Origin of the sequence: Pseudomonas sp. NFX15, assembly GCF_049132105.1 — a bacterium.
Classification (GTDB): Bacteria; Pseudomonadota; Gammaproteobacteria; order Pseudomonadales; family Pseudomonadaceae; genus Aquipseudomonas.
Map to the genome: position 1 here is coordinate 139,821 of NZ_JAFMPV010000006.1, position 21,231 is coordinate 161,051.

General features: G+C 61.4%; 22 protein-coding genes and 1 pseudogene. 17 read left to right on the forward strand and 6 right to left on the reverse strand.

Features of this window, described 5'->3' with window-relative positions:
- The first annotated feature begins 29 nt into the window (after positions 1 to 29).
- The 9 genes from J1D76_RS09105 (at position 30) to J1D76_RS09145 (ending at position 7,800) form a co-directional block, all read left to right on the forward strand.
- Positions 30 to 890, forward strand: coding sequence for an ABC transporter permease (locus tag J1D76_RS09105; protein ID WP_421137978.1), 861 nt, complete (start codon positions 30 to 32; stop codon positions 888 to 890).
- Positions 887 to 1,693, forward strand: a complete 807-nt coding sequence (locus tag J1D76_RS09110; protein ID WP_421137979.1) for an ABC transporter permease — start codon at positions 887 to 889, stop codon at positions 1,691 to 1,693. The genes J1D76_RS09105 and J1D76_RS09110 overlap by 4 nt, the downstream gene beginning before the upstream one ends.
- A complete protein-coding gene (locus J1D76_RS09115; protein ID WP_421137980.1) occupies positions 1,686 to 2,765 on the forward strand; it encodes an ABC transporter ATP-binding protein in 1,080 nt (359 codons plus the stop codon). Before J1D76_RS09110 ends, J1D76_RS09115 begins: the two co-directional genes overlap by 8 nt.
- 32 nt (positions 2,766 to 2,797) lie before the next feature.
- Positions 2,798 to 4,081, forward strand: coding sequence for a nucleotide disphospho-sugar-binding domain-containing protein (locus J1D76_RS09120; RefSeq protein WP_421137981.1), 1,284 nt, complete (start codon positions 2,798 to 2,800; stop codon positions 4,079 to 4,081).
- Positions 4,074 to 4,442 (forward strand): cupin domain-containing protein, encoded by a 369-nt coding sequence (locus J1D76_RS09125; RefSeq protein WP_421137982.1) that lies wholly within the window; start codon positions 4,074 to 4,076, stop codon positions 4,440 to 4,442. Before J1D76_RS09120 ends, J1D76_RS09125 begins: the two co-directional genes overlap by 8 nt.
- 147 nt (positions 4,443 to 4,589) lie before the next feature.
- Entirely contained in the window at positions 4,590 to 4,934 is a 345-nt protein-coding gene (locus J1D76_RS09130) for a cupin domain-containing protein (RefSeq protein ID WP_421137983.1), read from the forward strand.
- Between the two features lie 5 nt (positions 4,935 to 4,939).
- The gene (locus tag J1D76_RS09135; protein ID WP_421137984.1) at positions 4,940 to 6,007 is read left to right on the forward strand and encodes an aminoglycoside phosphotransferase family protein; all 1,068 of its coding nucleotides are present in this window, start codon (positions 4,940 to 4,942) and stop codon (positions 6,005 to 6,007) included.
- Entirely contained in the window at positions 5,994 to 7,502 is a 1,509-nt protein-coding gene (locus tag J1D76_RS09140; RefSeq protein ID WP_421137985.1) for an aldehyde dehydrogenase family protein, read from the forward strand. The genes J1D76_RS09135 and J1D76_RS09140 overlap by 14 nt, the downstream gene beginning before the upstream one ends.
- A 172-nt stretch (positions 7,503 to 7,674) precedes the next feature.
- Entirely contained in the window at positions 7,675 to 7,800 is a 126-nt protein-coding gene (locus J1D76_RS09145; protein WP_421137986.1) for a hypothetical protein, read from the forward strand.
- Between the two features lie 297 nt (positions 7,801 to 8,097).
- Here the strand turns inward: J1D76_RS09145 and J1D76_RS09150 are convergent, their stop codons facing one another.
- Together J1D76_RS09150 and J1D76_RS09155 are read right to left on the reverse strand one after the other, a co-directional pair.
- The gene (locus J1D76_RS09150; protein ID WP_421137987.1) at positions 8,098 to 9,057 is read right to left on the reverse strand and encodes an HlyD family secretion protein; all 960 of its coding nucleotides are present in this window, start codon (positions 9,055 to 9,057) and stop codon (positions 8,098 to 8,100) included.
- A gap of 3 nt (positions 9,058 to 9,060) precedes the next feature.
- On the reverse strand, positions 9,061 to 9,432 hold the full coding sequence (locus tag J1D76_RS09155) for a DUF3302 domain-containing protein (protein ID WP_421137988.1): 372 nt from the start codon (positions 9,430 to 9,432) through the stop codon (positions 9,061 to 9,063).
- A 161-nt stretch (positions 9,433 to 9,593) separates the two neighbouring features.
- Here J1D76_RS09155 and J1D76_RS09160 point away from each other — a divergent pair, with 161 nt between their 5' ends.
- Positions 9,594 to 9,818, forward strand: coding sequence for a hypothetical protein (locus J1D76_RS09160; RefSeq protein WP_421137989.1), 225 nt, complete (start codon positions 9,594 to 9,596; stop codon positions 9,816 to 9,818).
- 222 nt (positions 9,819 to 10,040) lie between these two features.
- Here J1D76_RS09160 and J1D76_RS09165 read toward each other — a convergent pair.
- Positions 10,041 to 10,160 (reverse strand): annotated as a pseudogene (locus J1D76_RS09165) (G/U mismatch-specific DNA glycosylase); the annotation flags it as partial.
- Between J1D76_RS09165 and J1D76_RS09170 the strand changes: the two are divergent.
- The gene (locus J1D76_RS09170; RefSeq protein WP_421137990.1) at positions 10,138 to 10,332 is read left to right on the forward strand and encodes a hypothetical protein; all 195 of its coding nucleotides are present in this window, start codon (positions 10,138 to 10,140) and stop codon (positions 10,330 to 10,332) included. The pseudogene J1D76_RS09165 and the gene J1D76_RS09170 overlap by 23 nt on opposite strands.
- 12 nt (positions 10,333 to 10,344) lie before the next feature.
- Here J1D76_RS09170 and J1D76_RS09175 read toward each other — a convergent pair whose 3' ends face one another.
- Positions 10,345 to 11,103 carry a DUF899 domain-containing protein gene (locus J1D76_RS09175; RefSeq protein WP_421137991.1) on the reverse strand — a complete coding sequence of 253 codons (759 nt, stop codon included), beginning with the start codon at positions 11,101 to 11,103 and terminating at the stop codon, positions 10,345 to 10,347.
- 83 nt (positions 11,104 to 11,186) lie between these two features.
- Here J1D76_RS09175 and J1D76_RS09180 point away from each other — a divergent pair, with 83 nt between their 5' ends.
- The 6 genes from J1D76_RS09180 (at position 11,187) to J1D76_RS09205 (ending at position 18,521) form a co-directional block, all read left to right on the forward strand.
- Positions 11,187 to 12,407, forward strand: a complete 1,221-nt coding sequence (locus tag J1D76_RS09180) for a helix-turn-helix domain-containing protein (RefSeq protein ID WP_421137992.1) — start codon at positions 11,187 to 11,189, stop codon at positions 12,405 to 12,407.
- A 37-nt stretch (positions 12,408 to 12,444) separates the two neighbouring features.
- Entirely contained in the window at positions 12,445 to 13,077 is a 633-nt protein-coding gene (locus J1D76_RS09185) for a PQQ-binding-like beta-propeller repeat protein (protein ID WP_421137993.1), read from the forward strand.
- Positions 13,078 to 13,606: 529 nt separating this feature from the next.
- Positions 13,607 to 14,275: an ABC transporter ATP-binding protein gene (locus tag J1D76_RS09190; protein ID WP_421137994.1), complete on the forward strand. Its 669-nt coding sequence runs from the start codon at positions 13,607 to 13,609 to the stop codon at positions 14,273 to 14,275.
- Between the two features lies 1 nt (position 14,276).
- On the forward strand, positions 14,277 to 16,748 hold the full coding sequence (locus J1D76_RS09195) for an ABC transporter permease (protein ID WP_421137995.1): 2,472 nt from the start codon (positions 14,277 to 14,279) through the stop codon (positions 16,746 to 16,748).
- Positions 16,738 to 17,811 carry a lipocalin-like domain-containing protein gene (locus tag J1D76_RS09200; RefSeq protein WP_421137996.1) on the forward strand — a complete coding sequence of 358 codons (1,074 nt, stop codon included), beginning with the start codon at positions 16,738 to 16,740 and terminating at the stop codon, positions 17,809 to 17,811. Before J1D76_RS09195 ends, J1D76_RS09200 begins: the two co-directional genes overlap by 11 nt.
- A 131-nt stretch (positions 17,812 to 17,942) precedes the next feature.
- A complete protein-coding gene (locus J1D76_RS09205; protein ID WP_421137997.1) occupies positions 17,943 to 18,521 on the forward strand; it encodes a hypothetical protein in 579 nt (192 codons plus the stop codon).
- 393 nt (positions 18,522 to 18,914) lie between these two features.
- Here J1D76_RS09205 and J1D76_RS09210 read toward each other — a convergent pair whose 3' ends face one another.
- On the reverse strand, positions 18,915 to 19,436 hold the full coding sequence (locus J1D76_RS09210; protein WP_421137998.1) for an Hcp family type VI secretion system effector: 522 nt from the start codon (positions 19,434 to 19,436) through the stop codon (positions 18,915 to 18,917).
- A gap of 306 nt (positions 19,437 to 19,742) precedes the next feature.
- Positions 19,743 to 21,131, reverse strand: coding sequence for a VOC family protein (locus J1D76_RS09215; protein WP_421137999.1), 1,389 nt, complete (start codon positions 21,129 to 21,131; stop codon positions 19,743 to 19,745).
- Between the last annotated feature and the right edge of the window lie 100 nt (positions 21,132 to 21,231).

A 21,231-nucleotide genomic window follows, 5' to 3' on the forward strand; every position in this document is an offset into this window, starting at 1 on the left:
CTCTGCCCTGAGGCGGGAGGATAGGGTTAATGAGTGCTTTGCATGCTGACAGGCGTCTGTCGGCCTGGCTTCTTGCGCCCGGCTTTGGCTGGCTGCTGATGTTCCTGGTGATTCCGTGCCTGCTGGTGCTGGTCTACAGCTTCGTCGAACGCGGTGCCTATGGCGGCATCGACTGGTTGTTCACCTGGGAAAACTACCAGCGCGCATTCGACCCGCTGTACCTGGGCATCCTGCTCAAATCGGCCAAGATCGCCGGGCTCGCCACGGTGTTTGCGGTGTTGATCGGCTACCCGGCGGCCTATGCGATTGCCCGGTCGCCACGCCGACGCCAAGCGGTGTACCTGTTCCTGGTGATGCTGCCGTTCTGGAGCAATTACCTGATCCGCACGTACGCCTGGATCGTGTTGCTCAACCGCGAAGGCCTGGTCAACCGGTTGCTGCAACTGTTCGGCTACAGCGGTGAACCCATCAGCTTGCTGTACACCGAATCGTCGGTGGTACTGGGGCTGGTCTACAACTACATCCCCTTTGTGATCCTGGCGATTTTCTCATCGCTGTCGCGCATCAACAATGAACTGTGGGACGCCTCGAAAGACCTCGGCGCCTCCGGCTGGATGACCTTTCGCCGGATCATTCTGCCGCTGAGCGTGCCGGGCATCGCGGCGGGCGCGGTGTTTGTCTTCGTGTTGAGCATCGGCAACTTCATCACCGCCGACCTGCTGGGCGGCAAGCAGGTGCAGATGGTCGGCAACCTGATCTATTCGCAGTTCCTCACGGCGCGCGACTGGCCGTTCGGTGCGGCGCTGAGCTTCTTCCTGATCGCGATCATGTTGATCCTGCTGTTCATCCAGGCCCTGGTGGCCCGACGTGCGGAAGGGGCGCGCTCATGAGTCAGTCTCGTTCTGTCAGCACCACCGTGCTGGGTTCGCACCTGGGTCTGGTGTACGCCTTCCTTTATATACCGATCCTGGTGCTGATCCTGTTGTCGTTCAACAAGTCCGGCTTGCCCACCGCCTGGGGCGGCGTCTCGCTGAAATGGTACGCGGCACTGGCGCACAACACGGCGATTCTGTCGGCGGCGCTCAACACGCTGATCGTTGCGTTGTCGGCGACCTTCATTGCCTGCGTGCTCGGCACGTTCCTGGCGCTGGGCATCGAGTTGCGCCGCAAGGACAACCACAAAGGCCAGGTGGTCGACACCTTGCTGATGGCGCCGATGATCATTCCCGACATCGTGCTGGCGATTGCGCTGCTGAGCTTCTTCAACCTGCTCAAGGTCGGCCTGGGGCTGCACTCGATCATCATCAGCCACGCGGTGTTCAACATTGCCTTCGTCTGCGCCGTGGTGCGCACCCGGCTCAAACACTTCGACTATTCGATTCTCGAAGCCTCGATTGACTTGGGCGCGAGCTGGTTCACCACCTTGCGCCGGGTGCTGTTGCCGGTGATTTTTCCCGGCGTGCTGGCCGGTGGGTTGCTGTCGTTCACGCTGTCGGTGGACGAATTCATCATCGCCTTTTTCAACTCAGGCTCCGGCCAGGCTTCGACCACGTTGCCCATGCAGATCTACGCCATGATCCGCTTCGGCGTCACCCCGGAAATCAACGCGCTGGCGACGCTGGTGATGCTGGTCAGCATCACCGCGCTGCTGGCTTCGCAGCGTCTCAACAAGGCCCCTCGCACCCATGAATAATTCTTCTGCGGTACTGATCCTGGACAAGGTCAGCAAGTCGTATGGCAACGGCCTGGCGGTCGACGAGGTGTCGCTGAGCATCCGCGAAAACGAGTTCTTCGCGCTGCTCGGGCCGTCCGGCTGCGGCAAGACCACGTTGTTGCGCATGCTCGCGGGTTTCGAAACCCCCAGCGCTGGCTGCATTTATCTGGATGGCAACGACATCTCGCCGTTGCCGGCCAACAAACGCCCGTTGAACCTGATGTTCCAGTCCTACGCGCTGTTTCCCAACATGACGGTGCGCAAGAACATCGCCTACGGCCTGGAAATGGAGCGTTTGGCTGAAAGTGAAATCCGCCGCCGTGTGGACGAAGTGCTGAGCACCGCACAACTGGGTGAACTGGCCGAGCGCAAGCCCGATCAACTCTCCGGTGGCCAACGTCAGCGCGTCGCGTTGGCCCGGGCATTGGTCAAACGCCCACGGGTATTGCTGCTCGACGAACCATTGGGTGCCCTCGACAAAAAACTGCGGGAAAAAATGCAGCTCGAACTCAAGCGCCTGCAACACGAGAGCGGCATCACCTTCATCATCGTCACCCACGACCAGGAAGAAGCGCTGGTGATGTCCGACCGCATGGCGGTGCTCGATGGCGGCAAGGTGTGCCAGTGCGGCAGCCCGACCGAACTCTACGAAAACCCCAACAGCCGCTTCGTGGCCAACTTCATCGGCGTCAGCAACCTGTTCGAAGGCGGGCGCTCGGGCCAGCACTCGGTGCGGGTCAACGGCCAGGAGCTGAGCGTCGACACCGACGCGCCGCTGGTGAGCGGCCAGTCCGTCGCCGTGGTGGTGCGCCCCGAACGCTTGCAAGTGCTGACGGAGCAGGGCAGCGATTGCGCCAATCAGGTCAGCGGCAAGATTGTTGAAATCGCTTACCACGGCCTCGACACCAACCTGCACGTGCAGACAGCGCTGAGCGACAAACCACTGATCGTGCGCGTGCCGTCCTCACAGTTTGAATTCGCCCATTTTGCAATCGACACGACCATCCGCCTGGGCTGGCAAGCCCGGCATGCCCGTGTATTGACTCGCTGAACAATAAAAAGACCAGGCAGGAGCAGCACTCGATGAAACAGAAAGTGATCGCATTCTTCCCCGAAGCCGCCTATGGCCCGGCGCTGAACTCAGTCGGTATCGCCCAGGCCTGTGAAGCCTTGGGACATAAAGCGGTGTTCCTGACCGACCCGGGCATGAGCGGTGTCTACGCCGGTTATGGTTTTGAAGAACACATGGTCAACATGTCGGCACCGATGCCGGCCGAAGAGATGGCCCGCTATTGGGTGGACTTCATCAACGGTCACATCCCGAATTTCCGCAAGTCGCCACTGGAACAGATCGACAACTATGTGAAGGAATGCTGGGCGGCCATCGTCGAAACCGCCAAGTGGGCGCAGAAGGATTTGCCGGCGGTGCTGGACAAGGTCAAGCCCGACCTGATCTGCGTCGACAACGTGATCCTGTTCCCGGCGATCAAGCAATACGGCAAGCCGTGGGTGCGGATCATTTCCTGCTCGGAAAACGAGATCGAAGACCCGGATATCCCCCCGCACCTGTCGGGCATGAGCATCGATGACAAGGCCGGCCACGCACAATTTCGCCAGCGTTTTGAAGAGGTGGTAGGGCCGATTCACCAGGACTTCAATCAATTCCTGCAAGCTCACGGCGAGGCGCCGTACCCGCTGGGGACGTTCTTCGAAGCGTCGCCGTTCATGAACCTGTTGCTGTACCCGGACGCGGTGAAGTTCGACCGCCGCCATCCACTGCCGGCCGAGCGTTTCCATTACCTGCAAGGTTGCGTGCGTCAGGACACGCCGTACGAAATTCCCGAGTTCCGTGCGCACAACGATAAGCCGTTGCTGTACGCCAGTTTCGGCAGCCTCGGCTCCGGCGATGTCGAGCTGCTCAAGCGCCTGATCGAGGCAGTGGGCAAGCTGCCTTATCGGGCGCTGTTCAATGTCGGCGAGCACCTCGATGAGTACACCGACCTGCCGGACAACGTGCAGATTTCCAACTGGTTCCCGCAGCCATCGGTGATCGCCCAAGTCGACGCGGTGATCCACCACGGCGGCAACAACAGCTTCACCGAGTGCCTGTTCTTCGGCAAACCGGCCATTGTCATGTCCTACGTCTGGGACGGCCACGACAACGCCATGCGCGCCGAAGAAAGCGGCCATGGCTTCAAGCTCGATCGCTACGAATGGAGCGATGAACAACTCGCCCAAAAACTCCACGCTTGCCTCAACGACGAGGCGATGCGCCAACGTTTGCAGCGCACCAGCGCGCAAATGCAATCGCGCAAAGGCCCGCAAGACGCGGCCGCGATTCTCGACAAGGTGCTCAACGATGCCTGATTTATCGACCACGGCGGGTATCACGCCGTACCTCGAAGCCGTCAGCAGCCGCACCGACCTGGTGGACTGGGGCGTGCAGAGCGACGCCGTCGAAGGCGTCTCGCATTCCAGTGGACGCCTGCTGTTCAAGGGCCCGAACAACAGCCCGGAAACCGGATTGTGGGTGTGCACTCCCGGGCGTTGGCGGCTGTCGATTCCGCGGGACGAGTTGTGTCACTTCATCGCGGGCGCCGCGACTTACCGCAACGACAATGGCGAGGTGATTGAGGTACGCCCCAACACCCTGGTGCTGTTCCCGGCCGGCTGGACCGGTGAGTGTGACGTGCGCGAAACCCTGCGCAACGTGTACATGCTGGCGTGAACCTGTGCGAAACACCGCAACCCCTGTAGGAGCCAGCTTGCTGGCGAAGGCGGTGGGTCAGGCGATACCTGTGCCGACGGGCCCATCGTCTTCGCCAGCAAGCCGGCTCCTACAGGTTAGAAATCGACTTTTTACTGGAGAAAATCAATGACTACCCCGTTTCTGTACGACCCGCTGAGCATCACCGACGTCAAGGATTGGGGCGTGATCCCGACCATGCTCGAAGGCGAATCCCGCGTCAGCGGCGTGGTGCTGCACAAAGGCCCGCAAGGCCAGTCCGAATGCGGCATCTGGATCTGCACCCCGGGCAAATGGTTTTGCCATGTCACCAGCGACGAGTTCTGCCACTTCCTTGAAGGCCGCTGCACCTACGTCCATGAATCCGGCGAAGTGATCGAGATCAAGCCGGACACCGCCGCCTTCTTCGGCAAGGACTGGAAGGGCGTGTGCACTGTCCACGAGACCATCAAAAAGGTCTACATGATCCGGTGATCGCCATGACACAAACACAGGCGTCACTGCCAACCCGGGAAGACCAGCGCGCGACCTTTCTAGCCCGCGCCGGTCATGCCGACACCGTACTGATTGCCTTGCCGGCGGACGCGTCGACCCGACGCTATTTCCGCCTCGAGGGTGCCGGTCTGTTGCTGATGGATTCGCCGCCCCACAGCGAACCCATCGGCCCGTTTGTGCACATTGCCCGGCAGTTGCAGGAGCTGGGTCTTTCCGCGCCGGCCTTGCTGGAGGTGGACGAAGCGGCCGGGTTGGCGTTGATCGAGGATTTCGGTCACGACACCTACACACGGCTATTGGCGGCCGGGTATTCGCAGGCGGGGCTGTATCACCTGGCGGTCGATACGCTGGTGGCGCTGCACCGGGCAACACCGCCTGCGGATCTGGCGGCGTACGACGGTGATCGATTGGCTGGCGAATACGCGCTGTTCATCGACTGGTACGTGCCGTTGTTGATCGGCAAAGAGGCCGCACAGAGCCTGCGCGATGAATTCCTGGCGCTGTTCGCCGACGCCTGCCGCGACGTCGCCCAACGTCGCGAAGCCCTGGTGCTGCGTGACTTCCACGTCGACAACCTGATGCTGCTGCAAGGCCGCGAAGGTGTCGCGGCCTGCGGCCTGCTGGATTTTCAGGATGCGCTGGTCGGGGCGGCGGCCTATGACCTGATGTCGCTGCTTGAAGACGCCCGGCGCGATGTGCCTGAAGCGTTGCGAGAGAAACTGCTCAGCCTTTACCTGTTGCAGCGCCCGGCGCTCGACGCGTTGCGCTTTCTTGAAGATTACCGGCGCCTGGCGGCCCAGCGTCACGCCAAGGTGTTGGGCATTTTCGTGCGCCTGGCGGGGCGTGACGGCAAGCACGGCTACCTGGCGCACCTGCCGCGCACCTTGGGCTTGTTTGTTCGCGCACTCCAGGCCCAGGCCTTTGCGCCACTGCGCCAATGGCTCGACCGGCACGTGCCGGGCTGGCGCGATGAACTGCCTGCCACGACCCTGGCGACCCTGCGTGAAACCCCTTATCGATTGGTTCAAGGATTACCCCATGGCCACGTTTAATTCTGATTGCGCCTCACGCTTCATCAACCCCGAATTTCTGCCGTTGACCGGTGGTCGCGTGCGCGAAGTGCTCGACCCGGCGACGCTGCAAGCGGTCGGGCAGGTCGGTGTGTGTAATGAGGCTGATGTGCAAGCCGCCATCGATGCCGCCACCGCCGCGCAAAAACAATGGCGAGTCGTGGATGCGAAAAGCCGCGCCGCGCACCTGCATCAGCTGGCCAACGCCATCGAGCAGAACGTCGCCTGCAACCGTGAGGTCGCACGGCTGATGACCCTGGAAATGGGCAAGCCGTTTCCCGAAGCCATGGGCGAACTGGCCAACTGCGCGCCGATCTTTCGCTACTACGCGGAAATGGCCCGGGACGATGCGGGCAAAGTCGCCGGCACCACACAGATCGGCTCGTTCCAACATGTGCGTTACGAGCCGTATGGCGTCAGCGTGCACATCATGCCGTTCAACTTCCCGATCCTGCTGATGTGCTGGACGGTTGCCGCATCGCTGGCGGCAGGCAATGCCTGCATCATCAAACCAGCAGAAGCCACGACCCTGTGCACCCTCAAGTTCATGGAGCATTTCACCGGGTTGTTGCCGGGGCTGCTGTCCTGCGTGCCGGGCGATGCGGCCACCGCGCAGTTGTTGGTGCAATCGGCGCAAACCCACGCGGTGGCATTCACCGGCAGCGTGGCGGCCGGCAAAGCGGTGGCCGTGGCCTGCGCCGAACGGATGAAACCCTGCGTGATCGAGGCCGGTGGCAGCGATCCGTTGATCATCTCCAAATATGCGCCGCTGGACGTCGCGGCCGCGGGCGCAGTGACGGCGGCGTTCCACCTCAGCGGGCAGATCTGCACCTCGGCCGAGCGCTTGTATGTGGTGGACGAGGTCCATGACGCGTTCGTCGCGACGTTCGCCGAGCGCACCCGCGCCTTGCGCATTGGTCATGGCCTGGAGCGATCGGAGATCGGGCCGATGGTCAGCGAGGCGGCGCGCAACAAAGTCATGCGCCTGGTCGATGACGCCGTGGCCAAGGGCGTGACAGTGGTCTGCGGCGGGCGGATTCCGCCTGGGCACAACGTCGGTTGGTTCTATGAGCCGACCATTCTCACCGGGGTCACCGGCGACATGGCGATCCTGCAGGAAGAGTGCTTCGGCCCGGTAGCCGCGATTTGCCGGGTCAGCGATTTCGATGAAGCAGTACGACTGGCCAACGACTCGCCGTTCGGCCTCGGTGCCTCGTTGTTTTCCACCGACCTGGCCGAAGCCATGGAAGCCGCCGAGCGCCTGGAGGCGGGCATGGTCTGGGTCAACAACCCGCTGATCGACAACGATGCACTGCCGTTCGGTGGCTGGAAAATGTCCGGCCTTGGTCGCGAGCTCGGGCGCCAGGGACTGGAAGCGTTCCGCCGCTCGAAAATGGTCATCATCGACCACCAGCCGAAGATCCAGGACTGGTGGTACCCATACGCCGACGACGTGTTCTATCGCGATCCGGCCTGACACCTGACGAAGGTCGGCCGCTCGTCGGATAACGGGCGGTCGATTCTGTCAATCTCTACCGGTTCGGAACTGAAAAGCACACCAAGCGTCGAAGCCATTGCGGGCAGTCGGGCGTCGCAAGGGTTACGCGTTCGATGGAGCCTTGAATGTGGCTTTGAGTCGGGAGCGGAGCATGGAAAAAGGAGCGATGATCAAGTTCTTTGCGGCTTACCTTTGCGTTTGCGCGCTGCTGCAATGGGGTATGGCGCAGGCCTCTCCATGGATTGCTTCGCACCTGCTGCTCAAATGGATTCTTTAGCGTCGCGATCATGGCACCGTCATTCAGGCCTGCAATACACTTGCGCTGCAACAGTGCATGCTCTTCGAACGCCTCACTCCTCATCCCCGGATTTCCAATTCTCAAACCAGGCGAGCGGTCATTCGCATTGGGCTGTCTCGGTGCGGGGGTTGCGATCCAGGGGGAGTCTTGTTCTCGAGCAGAACCATCGAGCGAACCGCAGCCTGCTCGATCAGTCGTTGCAACTGCGCGATCAGGCCGGGTCGCTGAACCGGCAACTGGCCCAATTCAGGATTGAGCCAGTTGCCGATACGGCGGTTAGTGGAACGGAAAGATGTAGTTCATCCAGGCGGACATGCGCAGGAGGATTTTGCGCATCATCGCGATGTGATGGAAGTGCTGGCTGTACAACGCCGCCTGACCGTAGGCCCCACCGGGCATCTGGTCGGCGTACTGGGCGTAGTCGGGGTCGGTGATCTCAATGATCACCGGAACGCGACCGGCCGGTGGTGAGCCGGTAAAGCCGATCAGCGTGCCCGACGGTTGAATCTGGCCTTCGGCGATGACCGACACCACGGTTTTAACCTTGCCTTCGAACACCTTGCCCGGAATACCGTCGAAGGCCACTTCCGCCTCGTCACCCTCGGTCAGGCGCAACAGGCTGTTCTGGCGCATCCACGCCGAGAAGTAATGCCCTTCGGCCGGAATGAACACCATCGACGGACGCAGCGGCAAGCGTGTCGCCATCATGCCCGGACGCAACGAAACATGCGTGACGAAGCCTTTGCTCGGTGCACGCACCGTGGTGTTGTCGAGTTCGTACTGCGCGTTGTCAAGCTGGGCCTTGAGGTCGTCGCTGCGGGCGACCACCATGTCCAGTTCCCGTTGGGTGCTGAAGTTACGCTTGATCAACTCGGTGATCCGCGCACGGTCGGCCTGGACGGCAATCAGTTGGGCCTTGAGGGATTTCACCCGGAACTCGAAGGGCGCGGGGTCGATGCGAAACAGCACATCGCCTTTTTCCAATGGCTCGTTGGTCTTCACCGGCACATCGATCACCTGGCCGCTGACCACGGGTATCACGGGCACCGAGACGAAATACGAACGCGCGACCTCGGAGTAGGGGTGGTTATAGTTCATGGTGAAAATCAGCGCGCCGATGATCACGATCCCGCCCAGCACCGCCGTGGGCACCGTCCATTTGTTCAGCGGGATACGGAAGATCTTGAAGATGGCAACGCAGAGTGCGGCGTACGTCAGGATGAGTAGAAGATCCATGGATCAAAGGCCCTCGCCAGGAGTGTCCGTTGGCAGCCTGCTGTGTGCAATGCCGGTCGCCGCCTCCAGGCGCACGATCCGCTCTTGCAGTTCGGCAACCTGTTGTTCTAGGTGAACCACATGGCTTTTTGGCGAGTGCCCGTCACTGAATCCCCAGCCTCGGTCCTCTCGATAGGCCATCGCCCAGATCCACAGGAAGGGCCAAAGTGCGTGCAGGGTGAACAGGCTGACCCAGCCGGTGGCGTGGATCGCGTCCTGGTGAGGATGGTTACGGTGGACGGCGATTTCATAGGGAATATCGTGCAGCAGGATGATCCCGTAAAACAGAATAAGCCCGACGAAAACCAGCAGGCCTAGCGCGAAGTAATCAAGCATGATCTACCTCATGAAGATCGAGCGGGGTGCAGGCGTTAGTGTAGTCGCGGATTTTACGAGCGCGGCCCGATTGTGGGCGGGTGAATCGCCCAGGGCGGGGGGTGGTCATAGCAAGCGATAGTAATTTACACCGGCCTACCTTTTTTCGGGGGCAGCCTTTCATGGATGTTCTCTCTCTACTGCGTGAATACCTGATGAACTGGGTGATCGAACCGGTCACCGGGCAGTTCCTGGGCATTTTCGACTTCAACGGCAGACTCGGTCTATCCGTTCTCTGCATGTCTTACAGCGTCGCTTATGGCCTGACTCTGCGGGTGGATTATCACGCCGTTTGTGGACGTCGCTCGCCAACGCTTTCCCGAAAAGTGGGCGAAACCACAGCCTGACAGTGGATCTGATCCGTATTTTTCTGCGCAATCTGCCGCTGTAACGGATACAGCCGTCAGCCCACAATAAGTCTTCGGTACACAGGTCGGGCAGCACACATCGCCCCTGTACCACCAATTCATAGCGTGGGAGGCCCGATGGCCAAGATGACGATATTTCTCGGCGGTTTTCTGCTGTTGACCATTTTGATCGGTGTGCTGGCGACGATTCCTCCGGCGTGATCACTCACCCTGGTTTTCATCGATGGCCAAGGGAAGATCACGGTAGGCCATCACCCGTAGTTGTTCCAGGCTGAACGCTCTATTCCTCCCGCTGGGGGTGGGCAGTATCCCCACCGACGCCGGTCATGAAGTCACGCTGCATAACCTCGGCCGCTTCCTCGACGACTTTGTGCCGCGCTACACCCTGGACCGTGCCGAGGAATGGCAGGAATGGGCCACTCGGCGCTGGGTCTCGCAGACCAAACCGGCGCTGGTGGACAAACTGGCGGACGTCTTCATCGGCCGTCAGTGACGCCGCGGGCACTCAGCGGTATTCATCATGCCGGCGCCACCAGGGCCCGGTTTCATTGCGCCCCTTGGGTGCGCGGTCGAGCCACGGGTACATGCTCCACAGCCCGTCCAGGCCTCGCGCATAGGTGGAGTAAGTGTGATAAATCACGCCGTCCTCCAGGACAAACGTACTCAGTCCTGGCCTGTCGCGGGTATAGGTCGGCGCATCGGTGCCACAGGTTGCGGCGAACTGCTTCACCGGTTCCGGGATCTGGCTGTCGTCCATCGCGTGTCCGCCGCGCTGGTAGTTGTACTCGACCAACCCTTCACGCTGCTGCGCTTCGGTGAAATAGACGTTGAAGTCGGCGGTGAAATCGCTGTCGGCGGCCGAGGCCCAGGCAAAGCTCCAGCCCATTCGGCGCCTGTAGGCCTGCAGTTTTGCCAGCGGCGCGCGGGAGATCGCCATCAGGGTCACGTCGTGGTTCGCCAGATGGATGACGATGGGGTCGAAGCCATCGGCAATGGCTGAGCAGGAAGGGCAGCCGGCGGTGTAGTCGGGGCCGAACATGAAGTGATAGACCAATAGCTGCGAGCGCCCTTGAAACAGGTCGGCCAGTGTCGCGCTGCCGGTGTCGGTATCGAAACGGTACGTCTTGTCGAGGCGCACCCACGGTAATGCCTGGCGTTGACGTGCCACTTCATCGCTGCGCCGAGTCAGGGCCTTTTCCGCTTCGAGCAGTTGCAAGCGCGCCGCCAGCCATTGTTCCCGGGTCGCGGTTTGGTGTGTGTTCATCGTGTGCGCTCCTGGTGAAAGGTCGTGACCTAGACTAACCCCGGGTATCGAATGAGGGGAGTGACAAGCGTGGCGGGATTTCCATGGACTCGATGATCGCGGCAGCCGCCCAGGCGCTGGCGGCGGGCAATCCATTGGGCGCACTGGACCGCGTAGCGTTGCGCGATGACGCGCCGGCGCTGGCCTTGCGCGGCATCGCCATGGCGCAGCTGGGCGACCTGGTGCGGGCGAGGGCGCTGGTCAAACGTGCGCATCGGGCCTTTGCGCCAAAGGAAGCGCTGGCCCGTGCGCGCTGTGTGGTAGCCGAAGCTGAAATTGCCCTGGCCTCGCGGGAGCTTGGCTGGCCAGTCAAGGCACTCGAAACGGCGCGGGTCACGCTCGAACAACATGGCGACCGAATCAATGCCGCCCACGCGCGCTTCCTGCAAGTCCGTCGTTTGCTGCTGATCGGTCGACTCGACGAGGCGCAGCAGATGCTGGGCGAAACCGACCCCGGTCCCTTGCCGCCGACGTTGCGCGCAATCCATGAACTGGTATTGGCGGGGATCGCCATCCGGCGTTTGCAATCGAACGCCGCACGGGATGCATTGACGAGGGCCGCGCAGGCTGCCGGTCAAACGGGAATTGCCGCGCTGCTGGCGGAGGTCGAACACGCCGCGCGCCTGTTCGACGCCCCCGCGGCACGGCTGATTGCCGGTGGTCAGGAGCGGTCGCTGCTGCTTGCCGACGTTGAAGCCGTGCTCGGTTCGACGGCGCTGGTGGTGGACGCCTGCCGGTACGCTGTCCGTGGCTGCGGGATGTCGGTTTCGCTCGCCTCGCGGCCGATTCTGTTCGTGCTGGTCCGTGCGCTGGCCGAGGCCTGGCCGGGCGATGTGATGCGAGAGGCACTGATCGCTCGGGCCTTCCGTTTGAAGCTGTCCGATGAGTCCCATCGTGTACGGCTTCGCGTGGAAATCGGCCGGCTGCGCAAAGCCCTCAAGCCGTTGGCCGGCATAGTCGCGACGGCACGCGGTTTTGCCCTGCAATCGCCGGTGTGTCCGGACGTGGTGGTCCTGGCGCAACCGGTCGAAGAAAAGTTTGCCGCGGTGTTTGCCTGCCTGGCGGATGGCGAGTCGTGGTCGAGTTCGGCCCTGGCGTTGGCGCTGCGCACCAGCCAGCGCACGGTGCAACGGGCGCTCGATGCGCTGGCCGCCGATGGCAAGGTGCAATGGTTTGGTCGCGGGCGTGCGCGGCGCTGGATGACGCCGCCCATGCCGGGATTCGCGACGACCTTGTTACTCCCGGCGCCGCTGCCCGGTGGCTAGGATGAACGCCACCAACACCCCCATCGAGGAATGTCCAATGAAACACGCAACCGCTGAAATCATTCGTGAGTATGGCCCGTTTGCCGATGTCGACCATGTGTGTGGCGTCACCTGGGACGGCGAAAAGGTCTGGTTTGCCACCAACAGCAAAATCAACGCCCTGGACCCGGACAGCGGCAAAGTGCTTAGCTCGATCGATGTCTCCGCCCATGCTGGCACCGCGTTTGATGGTGAACACCTGTTCCAGATTGCCGAAGATCAAATCCACAAGATTGACCCGCGCACTGGCCGCATCCTCAAGACGATTCCTGCGCCCGGCGCCGGCACCGATTCAGGGCTGACCTGGGCAGAAGGGACGTTGTGGGTGGGGCAGTACCGCGAACGCAAGATCCATCAGATCGACCCCAAGAACGGCAAGATCCTGCGCACTATCGAATCCAACCGTTTCGTCACCGGCGTGACCTGGGTGGACGGTGCGCTGTGGCACGGTACGTGGGAAGGCGATGAAAGCGAACTGCGCCGGATCGACTCGCAGTCGGGTGAAGTGCTGCAGCGCCTGAAAATGCCCGAAGGCACCGGCGTCTCGGGGCTGGAGTCCGATGGCGCCGAGCGGTTGTTCTGCGGTGGCGGCGATAGCGGCAAAGTGCGCGTAGTACGCCGGCCTGCCTAAAGTCCCGATGCCGGACATGCCGACGCCGTCCCTGTAGGAGCTGGCAAGCCAGCTCCTACAAGTTCTTGGGTGTTCACGGCATTGGTGTCCAAACGCCGTCCCTGTAGGAGCTGGCTTGCCAGCGAAGGCGTCAGCACAGGCAACATCAATGTTGGATGGCCCGGCCTCTTCGCTGGCAAGCCAGCCCCCACAAGTTCTCGGGTGTTCACGGCATTGGTCTCCAACGCCGTCCCTGTAGGAGCAGGCTTGCCAGCGAAGGCGTCAGCACAGACGACTCGATATTGAATGGCCCGGCCTCTTCGCTGGCAAGCCAGCCCCCACAAGTTCTCGGGTGTTCACGGCATTGGTCTCCAACGCGGTCTCTGTAGGAGCTGGCTTGAACTGGAGAGGCATGGTGGCTCCGTTTTTATCGTTATGGTCAGACCAGCTTCGAGGGTAGGGTGACGGACGGTCAGGGCCATGATCGTCAGCGGACAAGAACCATTCAGGGCCGCTATCCTTGGGCCACGTATCTACAACGGGTCAACCCATGCTCGAAGTCCACGGCGTTTTCAAAAGCTACGCCACACCGCAAGGGCCGCTGCCGGTGCTGCAAGGGGTCGACCTGACGCTGCGTCCCGGCAGCAGCCTGGCGCTGATGGGCGAGTCGGGCAGTGGCAAGAGCACCTTGCTGCACCTGATCGCTGGGCTGGACAAGGTCGATCGGGGCAGCATCCGCAGCGCAGAACATCGCCTGGAGAAGATGAACGAAGGGCAACTGGCGAACTGGCGTCGCACGGAAATCGGCCTGGTGTTCCAGCAGTTCAACCTGATCGGCAGTCTGCGCGTCGAAGACAATCTGGCGATTCAGGCGCGGCTGGCGGGGCGCCATGACCCGCGCTGGCAGGCCCATTTGGTGCAACGCCTGGGCTTGGGCGAGTTGCTGCGGCGTTATCCGGAGCAACTGTCCGGCGGCCAGCAGCAACGGGTCGCGCTGGGTCGGGCGTTGGCGTCGCGGCCACAACTGTTGCTGGCCGACGAGCCCACCGGTAGCCTCGACGAAACCACCAGCGCCGAGGTGTTGCAGTTGATGCTGGAACTGCTCGACGACAGTCCCACCAGCCTGTTGATGGTTACCCACAGCCCAGGCGTGGCGGCGCGCCTGGCAGAAAAGGCGCTGCTGCACGGCGGTCGCCTGGCCGGTGCGGGCGAGCGCTGACATGCGCATCTTTGGCGAAAGCCTGCGTGCGCTGCTTAGCCACTGGCGGCTGCATCCGGTGCAGTTTTTCAGCGTGCTGACCGGGCTGTGGCTGGCCACCAGTCTGTTGACCGGCGTCCAGGCGCTCAACAGCCAGGCGCGCGACAGCTACGCCCGCGCCAGTCAATTGATCGGCGGCGAACCCCAGGCCAGCCTCGCCGCACCCGGCGGTGGCACCTTCGCGCAGCAATGGTTTATCGACTTGCGTCGCGCAGGCTGGCCGGTGTCGCCGGTGTTGCAAGGCCGGCTCACACTCAAGGGCCATGAAGATCAGCGCTTGCAATTGATGGGCATCGAACCGGTGTCATTACCGGCCGGCACGGCGGTGGCCGGGCAGGCGTTGGCGATTGAACAGGTGGTGGATTTTTTCAGCCCGCCGGGCAGTACCTGGATTTCGTCGCAGACGTTGCAGGCGTTGGGATTGCACGAAGGTGACCGGCCACAGACCCTGGCGGGCGCGGCATTGCCGCCGCTGCATGTACAGGCTGACATGGCCCCCGGCGTGTTGTTGGTGGACATCGGTTTTGCCCAACAGATTCTCGGCTTGCCGGATCAACTGTCGCGCTTGCTGCTACCCAAGGATTTCACCGCGCCGCTGCCCGACGCTTTCAAGGAACAGCTGCAATTCAAAAGTGCTGGCGAAGAAAACAACCTGGCGCGCCTCACCGAAAGCTTTCACCTGAACCTCGATGCACTCGGCGTGCTGTCGTTCGTGGTCGGCCTGTTCATCGTGCACGCCGCCATCGGCTTGGCACTGGAACAACGCCGAGGCTTGCTGCGAACCCTGCGCGCCTGCGGCGTCAGTGCGCGGATGCTGATCGTGTGCCTCGCCGTCGAACTGGGCGCGTTGGCCTTGATCGGCGGGGTCGCCGGCGTGGTCAGCGGCTACCTGTTGGCTGGCGTGTTGCTGCCCGATGTCGCCGCCAGCCTGCGTGGCTTGTACGGCGCCGAAGTGGCAGGGCAGTTGAGCCTCAGTCCGGCGTGGTGGTTCAGCGGCATCGGCTTGAGCCTGATCGGCGCGCTGCTGGCCGGTGCCAACAGTTTGCTGCGGGCGGCGCGCTTGCCGTTGCTGGCGCTGGCCGACTCACAGGCCTGGCATCAGGCCCATGCACGCTGGTTGCGCCGACAGGGATGGGTGGCGGCCGTGGCGGCGGTGATCGCGCTGTTTGCATTGATCTTCGGTGACAGCCTGGTCAGCGGCTTCGTGCTGTTGGCGGCCCTGTTGATCGGTGCCGCATTGGCCTTGCCGGTGCTGCTCAGTTCGCTGCTCAGCCTGGGTGTGCAGCGCAGCCGTTCGGTGCTCGGCCAGTGGTTTGTCGCCGATTGCCGCCAGCAATTGCCAGCCCTGAGCCTGGCGTTGATGGCGCTGCTATTGGCCATGGCGGCGAACATCGGCGCCGGGAGCATGACCGCCGGGTTTCGCCAGACGTTCAGCGACTGGCTCGAACAACGCCTGACCGCCGAACTCTACCTCAACCCCCAGAACCCGGCCCAAGCCAGGGAACTGAGCGGTTGGCTCAACCAGCAGCCGCAGCTGGCAGCGGTGTTGCCCAGTTGGCAGGTTTCGATTCAATTGCAGGGCTGGCCGACGGACCTGTCCGGGATCATCGACCACCCGACCTATCGCCAACACTGGCCATTGCTCGAAGCCCTGGGCGACAACCCGTGGGACCGCCTGGCCAAGGATGACGCGGTGATGCTCAGCGAACAACTGGCCCGCAGACTAAAGGTGCAACTGGGCGATCACCTGACGCTGACGACACCGACGGGCCCGTGGTCGCCGCGAATCGTCGGAATCTACGCCGACTACGGCAACCCCAAGGGCCACATACTGGTCAACATCCGTCACCTGTTGCGCGGCTGGCCGCAACTGACGCCGAGCCGCTTCAACCTGCGCATCGAGCCGTCGGCAATCCCGGCATTCGTGTCAGCGTTGCAGGCGCGATTTGCCCTGGACGACAGCCGCATCGTCGATCAGGCGCGGCTCAAGGGCTGGTCGACGCAAGTCTTCGAACGCACTTTCGCCGCCACCGCCGCGCTCAATAGCCTGACCTTGTGCGTGGCCGGCGTGGCGCTGTTCATCAGCCTGCTGACTCAGAGCCAGAGCCGCCTCGGGCAATTGGCGCCGCTGTGGGCGCTGGGTGTGACTCGCCGGCAATTGATGCTGCTCAACCTCGGGCAAACCTGGTTGTTGGCGTTGCTGACCCTGGTGTTGGCGTTGCCGTTGGGCATTGCCCTGGCGTGGTGCCTGGACACCGTGATAAACGTACAGGCCTTTGGCTGGCGGCTGCCGCTGCGAGTATTCCCCGTGCAGTTGTTGCAACTGATGGGGCTGGAGCTGGTGGCAACATTGTTGGCCTCGGCCTGGCCGTTGTACCGTTTGTACCGCACACAACCGGCGGATTTGCTGCGGATGTTTGCCCATGAAGATTAAGCTCGGCGTCTTGCTGCTGGCGCTGCTGGCGAGCGGTTGCGACCAGCCGGCACCGGTAGAAAAGGGCTTTGCCGGGCTGGGTAACCAGGCCGCTGCGTTCACGCAGGTGGTGCCCGGTCGGCTGTTCAGTTTTCCGGCGGATCACGGCCCGCACGATGGCTTTCGTATCGAATGGTGGTACGTCACCGCCAACCTGAAAGACGAGCAGGGCCATGCCTTCGGCCTGCAATGGACGTTGTTTCGCAGCGCCCTGAAAGCCATTCCCGAGGTGCCCGGCTGGCAGAACCAGACGATCTGGCTCGGCCATGTCGCAGTGACCTCGGCGACTGCGCATTACGCGGCCGAACGGTATGCCCGTGGCGGCGTCGGGCAGGCCGGTGTCAGCGTCCGCCCGTTCAAGGCGTGGATCGACGACTGGCAACTGAGCAGTCAGGCGACGGCCGATGACCCGCTGGCTGACCTGCAACTTAGCGCCCGCGAGGCGCGTTTCGGTTACCGTTTGCGGCTGACCGCGACAGGTCCGCTGGTGCTTCAGGGCGATCAGGGCTTCAGTCAGAAATCCGAACAGGGCCAAGCCTCGTATTACTACAGCCAGCCGTTTTTCCAGGCCCGCGGCACGCTGGACATCAACGGCAAAACGTTTGAAGTCAGTGGTCCTGCCTGGCTCGACCGCGAATGGAGCAGCCAGCCGCTGACGAGCAACCAGACTGGCTGGGACTGGTTCTCCCTGCACCTGGAAAGCGGCGAGCAAGTGATGCTGTATCGCATGCGGCAAAAAAACGGCGAGCCTTACCTCACCGGCACCTGGATCGATGTGGCGGGCAAGACTCAACCCCTGCATGCCAGCGACATCAAACTCACCCCAGGGGACACCGCCCGCGTTGCCGGGCGTGAAATGCCCATTCAGTGGTCGATCAAAATCCCCGCAAAAAATCTTGATGTCACCCTTACCGCCCTCAATCCGCAGGCATGGATGAATCTGCGCATTCCGTACTGGGAAGGCCCGGTCCGTTTGAACGGCAGCCATGCAGGGAACGGCTATCTGGAAATGACCGGTTACTAGTACCGTGTGCCAGGAAAATCAGCGGGTTGGTGCGACCACTCGCCGAACAGCGTCTATGCTCATCGCACACATGGCGTTGAGCCTCGCTTCAACGCCGTCTGTTGCCATCCAACACAGGGAAAGTTCCGCCTATGAAACGTCATGCACTGACCAAAGCCATCACCCTCGCCACCTTGTTGTCTGCCGCCAGTTTTGCTGCGGTGGCTGCCGATATTCCGCTGTCCGAAGTCGTGGTGGTTGATCAGGTCGCCACTACCGTCGTTTCGGTTGATGCCGCGAACCGTTCCGTCGTCCTCAAAGGCCCACAGGGTAATGAGTTCCCTGTGCAACTGACCGAAAAAGCGAAAAACCTCGACAACCTCAAGGCCGGTGACAAGGTCGACATCAAGGTCACCAGCGCCGTGGCTGCTTACCTCGACACCGACATCGACAAAGGCTTGCCTGGCACCGCCGAGGCCACCGGCGAAGTACGCGCTGCACCGGGTAGTGCCAACCCTGGCGGCGAAGCCTACCGCCAAGTGAAAGTGCAGCTGAAAATCACCAAGATCGACCAGAAGAAACACCAGGTGACCTTCGAAGGTCCGCAAGGCAACTCCAAGACCGTTGACGTCAAGCGCCCTGAAGTCCAGGCCAAACTCAAGGACTTGAAAGTCGGGCAAAGTGTGAACGTGATTTATACCGATATCTTGACCGTGACCAGCAAGCATTGATAACGAATCAATGCTCTATACGGGCTGATTGTTTTTGTGCAAGTTTTGTACAGGAATAATCAACCCGACGGGTGAATGCCCAGTGTCTGGCGGCATAGTATGTGAGGCGACATTTAGTTACACATGGTGTCGATAAAAATCATCTTTGCCGCACGGACATCCCAAGCCGCTTCTACTAAAATACCTTCGGTTCGCCCAGTGCCGGGCTCTTTACCAGTGCAGGGATTGCCGAGGCCATTGCACTGGGCGAACTCTTTATTTGCTGTATCGAATATCCAGACATAAAAACGGGCGACTTTAAGGTCGCCCGTTTTTTTGTCGGGTTTTATGTAAATGAGCCGGTTCTTCTTATTGGATTGCAGATTCCATTGATAAATGGGTGACTTGGAACACTTAGCCTCCCACGGTCGGCGTGCGCCAGTCGTCCTCACCGGTGGTGTTGGAGTTATTGTGGGTCCAGGTGATTTTCCGATAGGAAAAATGAACGTCCTGCAGATGGGTGAAATGGGCGGTGGCCGGGTCCTGGCAGTTGTGCATGTAGTCCTTGATATTGACGATAATTGCGTCCTCGAGAACCGTTGAATAATAGTGTTCCTGCGTGCCTTGGGCCGAGGTGCGGAACCACTGGAGTTCGACCTTGGGCAATCTTTCACCTGAGCACAGCGCCGCCAGCAGCAAAGGCGAGGCCTTGTCGAATACCTTGGTGATGACCACGGGTTTGTGAATGCGTTGTCCGGTCGGCTGGCCGGATTGCGGGTCACGGGGGATGATCACTTCGTGACTGAAGCCCTGGACCATGACCTGATCCTCATGACCCTCCTGATAGATATTGCCGACGGAGTCGGCGGTGAATGCGCCGGCTGTGATCAAGCCTTGTCGCTCGCCCGTGATGGACATGTACGCGGGGGTCGCCATGCAAGCTCTCCTTGTTGAGAAGTGAGGTTACCCACGAGGCAGCGTTGCCCTGTGGGGACCTGACAGATGACAAGGTCTGTGCCATGAAAATTAAAAGTCTAAAAAATCAAATAGTTATAGATTTATATGTGCAAGGTTCGGGCGGTTTTGGAGAAAAATCGCGAGGATTCAAGCAAGAACCTGCTCAGTGTTGCGCAGGTTCTTGCATGCGGGTTTGCACTCCAGCTTGCAGGGTCTTGCGCGTAAAAAATCAACGTTGCAGCACTAAAACCTTCGCGATTTGCTGCGCAACCTGGAACTAGACTTTCATGGCGCCAACCGGCCCAACGCCGCGTAACACTGCTCAATCGAACGCTGCTGGCTTTGCGCATACAACCCCAGCTCATCAATCGTCGACCGTCCCAGGGCCTGTTCGAACGCTTGCTGATTGGAGTGTTCACCGTAGCGTGTTTGCGCCGCGTCCCCCAGGTTCGACTGAAAAATACCCGCGGCACTGACCGGCAGGAAATCTTCGTACACCAACGGTTCAACCCGCAGGTAACCGCCGCTGAGCAGGTCTTCCAGCGGTGCGTTTTTCAGGTCACTCGCCGCCAGGCCCTTGTCCGTCACAAAGTAGCGGAAGTAAGCCAGATCTTGTTGGCGCATGCCTTCCCAGGTGTCAGGAAACTCGCCGAAATGCTGCGTCATCAGCGCGTTGTAGCGTGCGGCGTTGGCTTCGTTGGGGAAGTCCTTGAGTTCGTCCCGGGCGGCATTGAGCAAGCGGTCGTACAGGGCGCGACCTTTGGGGGTGAGGGCGGCGCCGCGCTGTTCGATCTCGCCGAACCGCGCGCTGTGGCTGCCACAAGCCTTGCTTTGATCGGTAAAGGCAATCGGCTCGTCCAGCGCCTTGAAGCTGGTCTGGCGCAGCAGAATCGGGCACTGGCGGCGGGGCGGGCCTTCGATCACGGCCTTGGGGGTGATGCCGTGGGCCGGCATCTGCGCTTGCACGATGTCGATGTCCAGGGTCCGCGGGGTCAGGTGGTTGATGTGCGGGCCCTTGAACGCCACCACATCGGCGACCAGGCGATGCTGTGTGCTGAGCTGTTGGTATTGCTCGGCGGTGACGGTGGCGCTGTGGTGCCAGCGGAAGGTTTCCAGCGCCTGTTCAACGAATGCGTCGGCGTCCTGTTCATTCAGGCCACCCTGGGCTTCGGCGCGTTGAATGAGGCTGAGCGCTGTCTGGGTAAAGATTGAACGCTGATTGAGTGTCGATTGGGCGAAGGCGCGCAACGCCGGATCTTCGATCAACTCCAGACGCAGCAGCGAGGTAAACACGCGGAACGGGCTGACCTGCAACGAGGCCTCATGCACCGCGCGAAATGCCGTGGAATGCACCGGCACGCCGGCCGGCGTCAGGTCGTAGTAACCCACCGGTTGCATGCCCATCACCGCGAACAGGCGGGCGAGGGTGGCGAGTTCCTCGGCCGTGCCGACGCGGATTGCGCCATGACGCTCCAGGTCCAGGCGCTCGATTTCACCGGTGCTGGTGAGCTGCTGGAGGATTTGCTGATCGCTGTCCAGCAGGTGGCGGTTGGTCTGTTCCACCAGCTCCATCAACGCGCCATACAACGGCACTTCCTCGCGGTACATGTCGGACATCGCTTTGGAGAAGCGTTGGCGGATCAGGTCGGGGCTGATGAAGTTCGTCTGGTTCATGAACAGGATTCCTGGCGCGGTGACGTAAAGGATGGACAAAAGATCGCAGCCTTCAGCGACGCCGACAAACGAAGTTTCTGACGAACTTCATTCTGCAAAG

Excerpts from the sequence above, each read along its gene's own strand:
- J1D76_RS09120 (WP_421137981.1), top strand. The coding sequence starts at position 2,798 with ATGAAACAGAAAGTGATCGCATTCTTCCCCGAAGCCGCCTATGGCCCG.
- J1D76_RS09190 (WP_421137994.1), top strand. The coding sequence starts at position 13,607 with ATGCTCGAAGTCCACGGCGTTTTCAAAAGCTACGCCACACCGCAAGGG.
- J1D76_RS09135 (WP_421137984.1), top strand. The coding sequence starts at position 4,940 with ATGACACAAACACAGGCGTCACTGCCAACCCGGGAAGACCAGCGCGCG.
- J1D76_RS09175 (WP_421137991.1), bottom strand. The coding sequence starts at position 11,103 with ATGAACACACACCAAACCGCGACCCGGGAACAATGGCTGGCGGCGCGC.
- J1D76_RS09215 (WP_421137999.1), bottom strand. The coding sequence starts at position 21,131 with ATGAACCAGACGAACTTCATCAGCCCCGACCTGATCCGCCAACGCTTC.
- J1D76_RS09185 (WP_421137993.1), top strand. The coding sequence starts at position 12,445 with ATGAAACACGCAACCGCTGAAATCATTCGTGAGTATGGCCCGTTTGCC.
- J1D76_RS09150 (WP_421137987.1), bottom strand. The coding sequence starts at position 9,057 with ATGGATCTTCTACTCATCCTGACGTACGCCGCACTCTGCGTTGCCATC.
- J1D76_RS09130 (WP_421137983.1), top strand. The coding sequence starts at position 4,590 with ATGACTACCCCGTTTCTGTACGACCCGCTGAGCATCACCGACGTCAAG.
- J1D76_RS09160 (WP_421137989.1), top strand. The coding sequence starts at position 9,594 with ATGGATGTTCTCTCTCTACTGCGTGAATACCTGATGAACTGGGTGATC.
- J1D76_RS09180 (WP_421137992.1), top strand. The coding sequence starts at position 11,187 with ATGGACTCGATGATCGCGGCAGCCGCCCAGGCGCTGGCGGCGGGCAAT.
- J1D76_RS09205 (WP_421137997.1), top strand. The coding sequence starts at position 17,943 with ATGAAACGTCATGCACTGACCAAAGCCATCACCCTCGCCACCTTGTTG.
- J1D76_RS09155 (WP_421137988.1), bottom strand. The coding sequence starts at position 9,432 with ATGCTTGATTACTTCGCGCTAGGCCTGCTGGTTTTCGTCGGGCTTATT.
- J1D76_RS09110 (WP_421137979.1), top strand. The coding sequence starts at position 887 with ATGAGTCAGTCTCGTTCTGTCAGCACCACCGTGCTGGGTTCGCACCTG.
- J1D76_RS09200 (WP_421137996.1), top strand. The coding sequence starts at position 16,738 with ATGAAGATTAAGCTCGGCGTCTTGCTGCTGGCGCTGCTGGCGAGCGGT.
- J1D76_RS09210 (WP_421137998.1), bottom strand. The coding sequence starts at position 19,436 with ATGGCGACCCCCGCGTACATGTCCATCACGGGCGAGCGACAAGGCTTG.
- J1D76_RS09145 (WP_421137986.1), top strand. The coding sequence starts at position 7,675 with ATGGAAAAAGGAGCGATGATCAAGTTCTTTGCGGCTTACCTTTGCGTT.
- J1D76_RS09125 (WP_421137982.1), top strand. The coding sequence starts at position 4,074 with ATGCCTGATTTATCGACCACGGCGGGTATCACGCCGTACCTCGAAGCC.
- J1D76_RS09105 (WP_421137978.1), top strand. The coding sequence starts at position 30 with ATGAGTGCTTTGCATGCTGACAGGCGTCTGTCGGCCTGGCTTCTTGCG.
- J1D76_RS09140 (WP_421137985.1), top strand. The coding sequence starts at position 5,994 with ATGGCCACGTTTAATTCTGATTGCGCCTCACGCTTCATCAACCCCGAA.
- J1D76_RS09195 (WP_421137995.1), top strand. The coding sequence starts at position 14,277 with ATGCGCATCTTTGGCGAAAGCCTGCGTGCGCTGCTTAGCCACTGGCGG.
- J1D76_RS09115 (WP_421137980.1), top strand. The coding sequence starts at position 1,686 with ATGAATAATTCTTCTGCGGTACTGATCCTGGACAAGGTCAGCAAGTCG.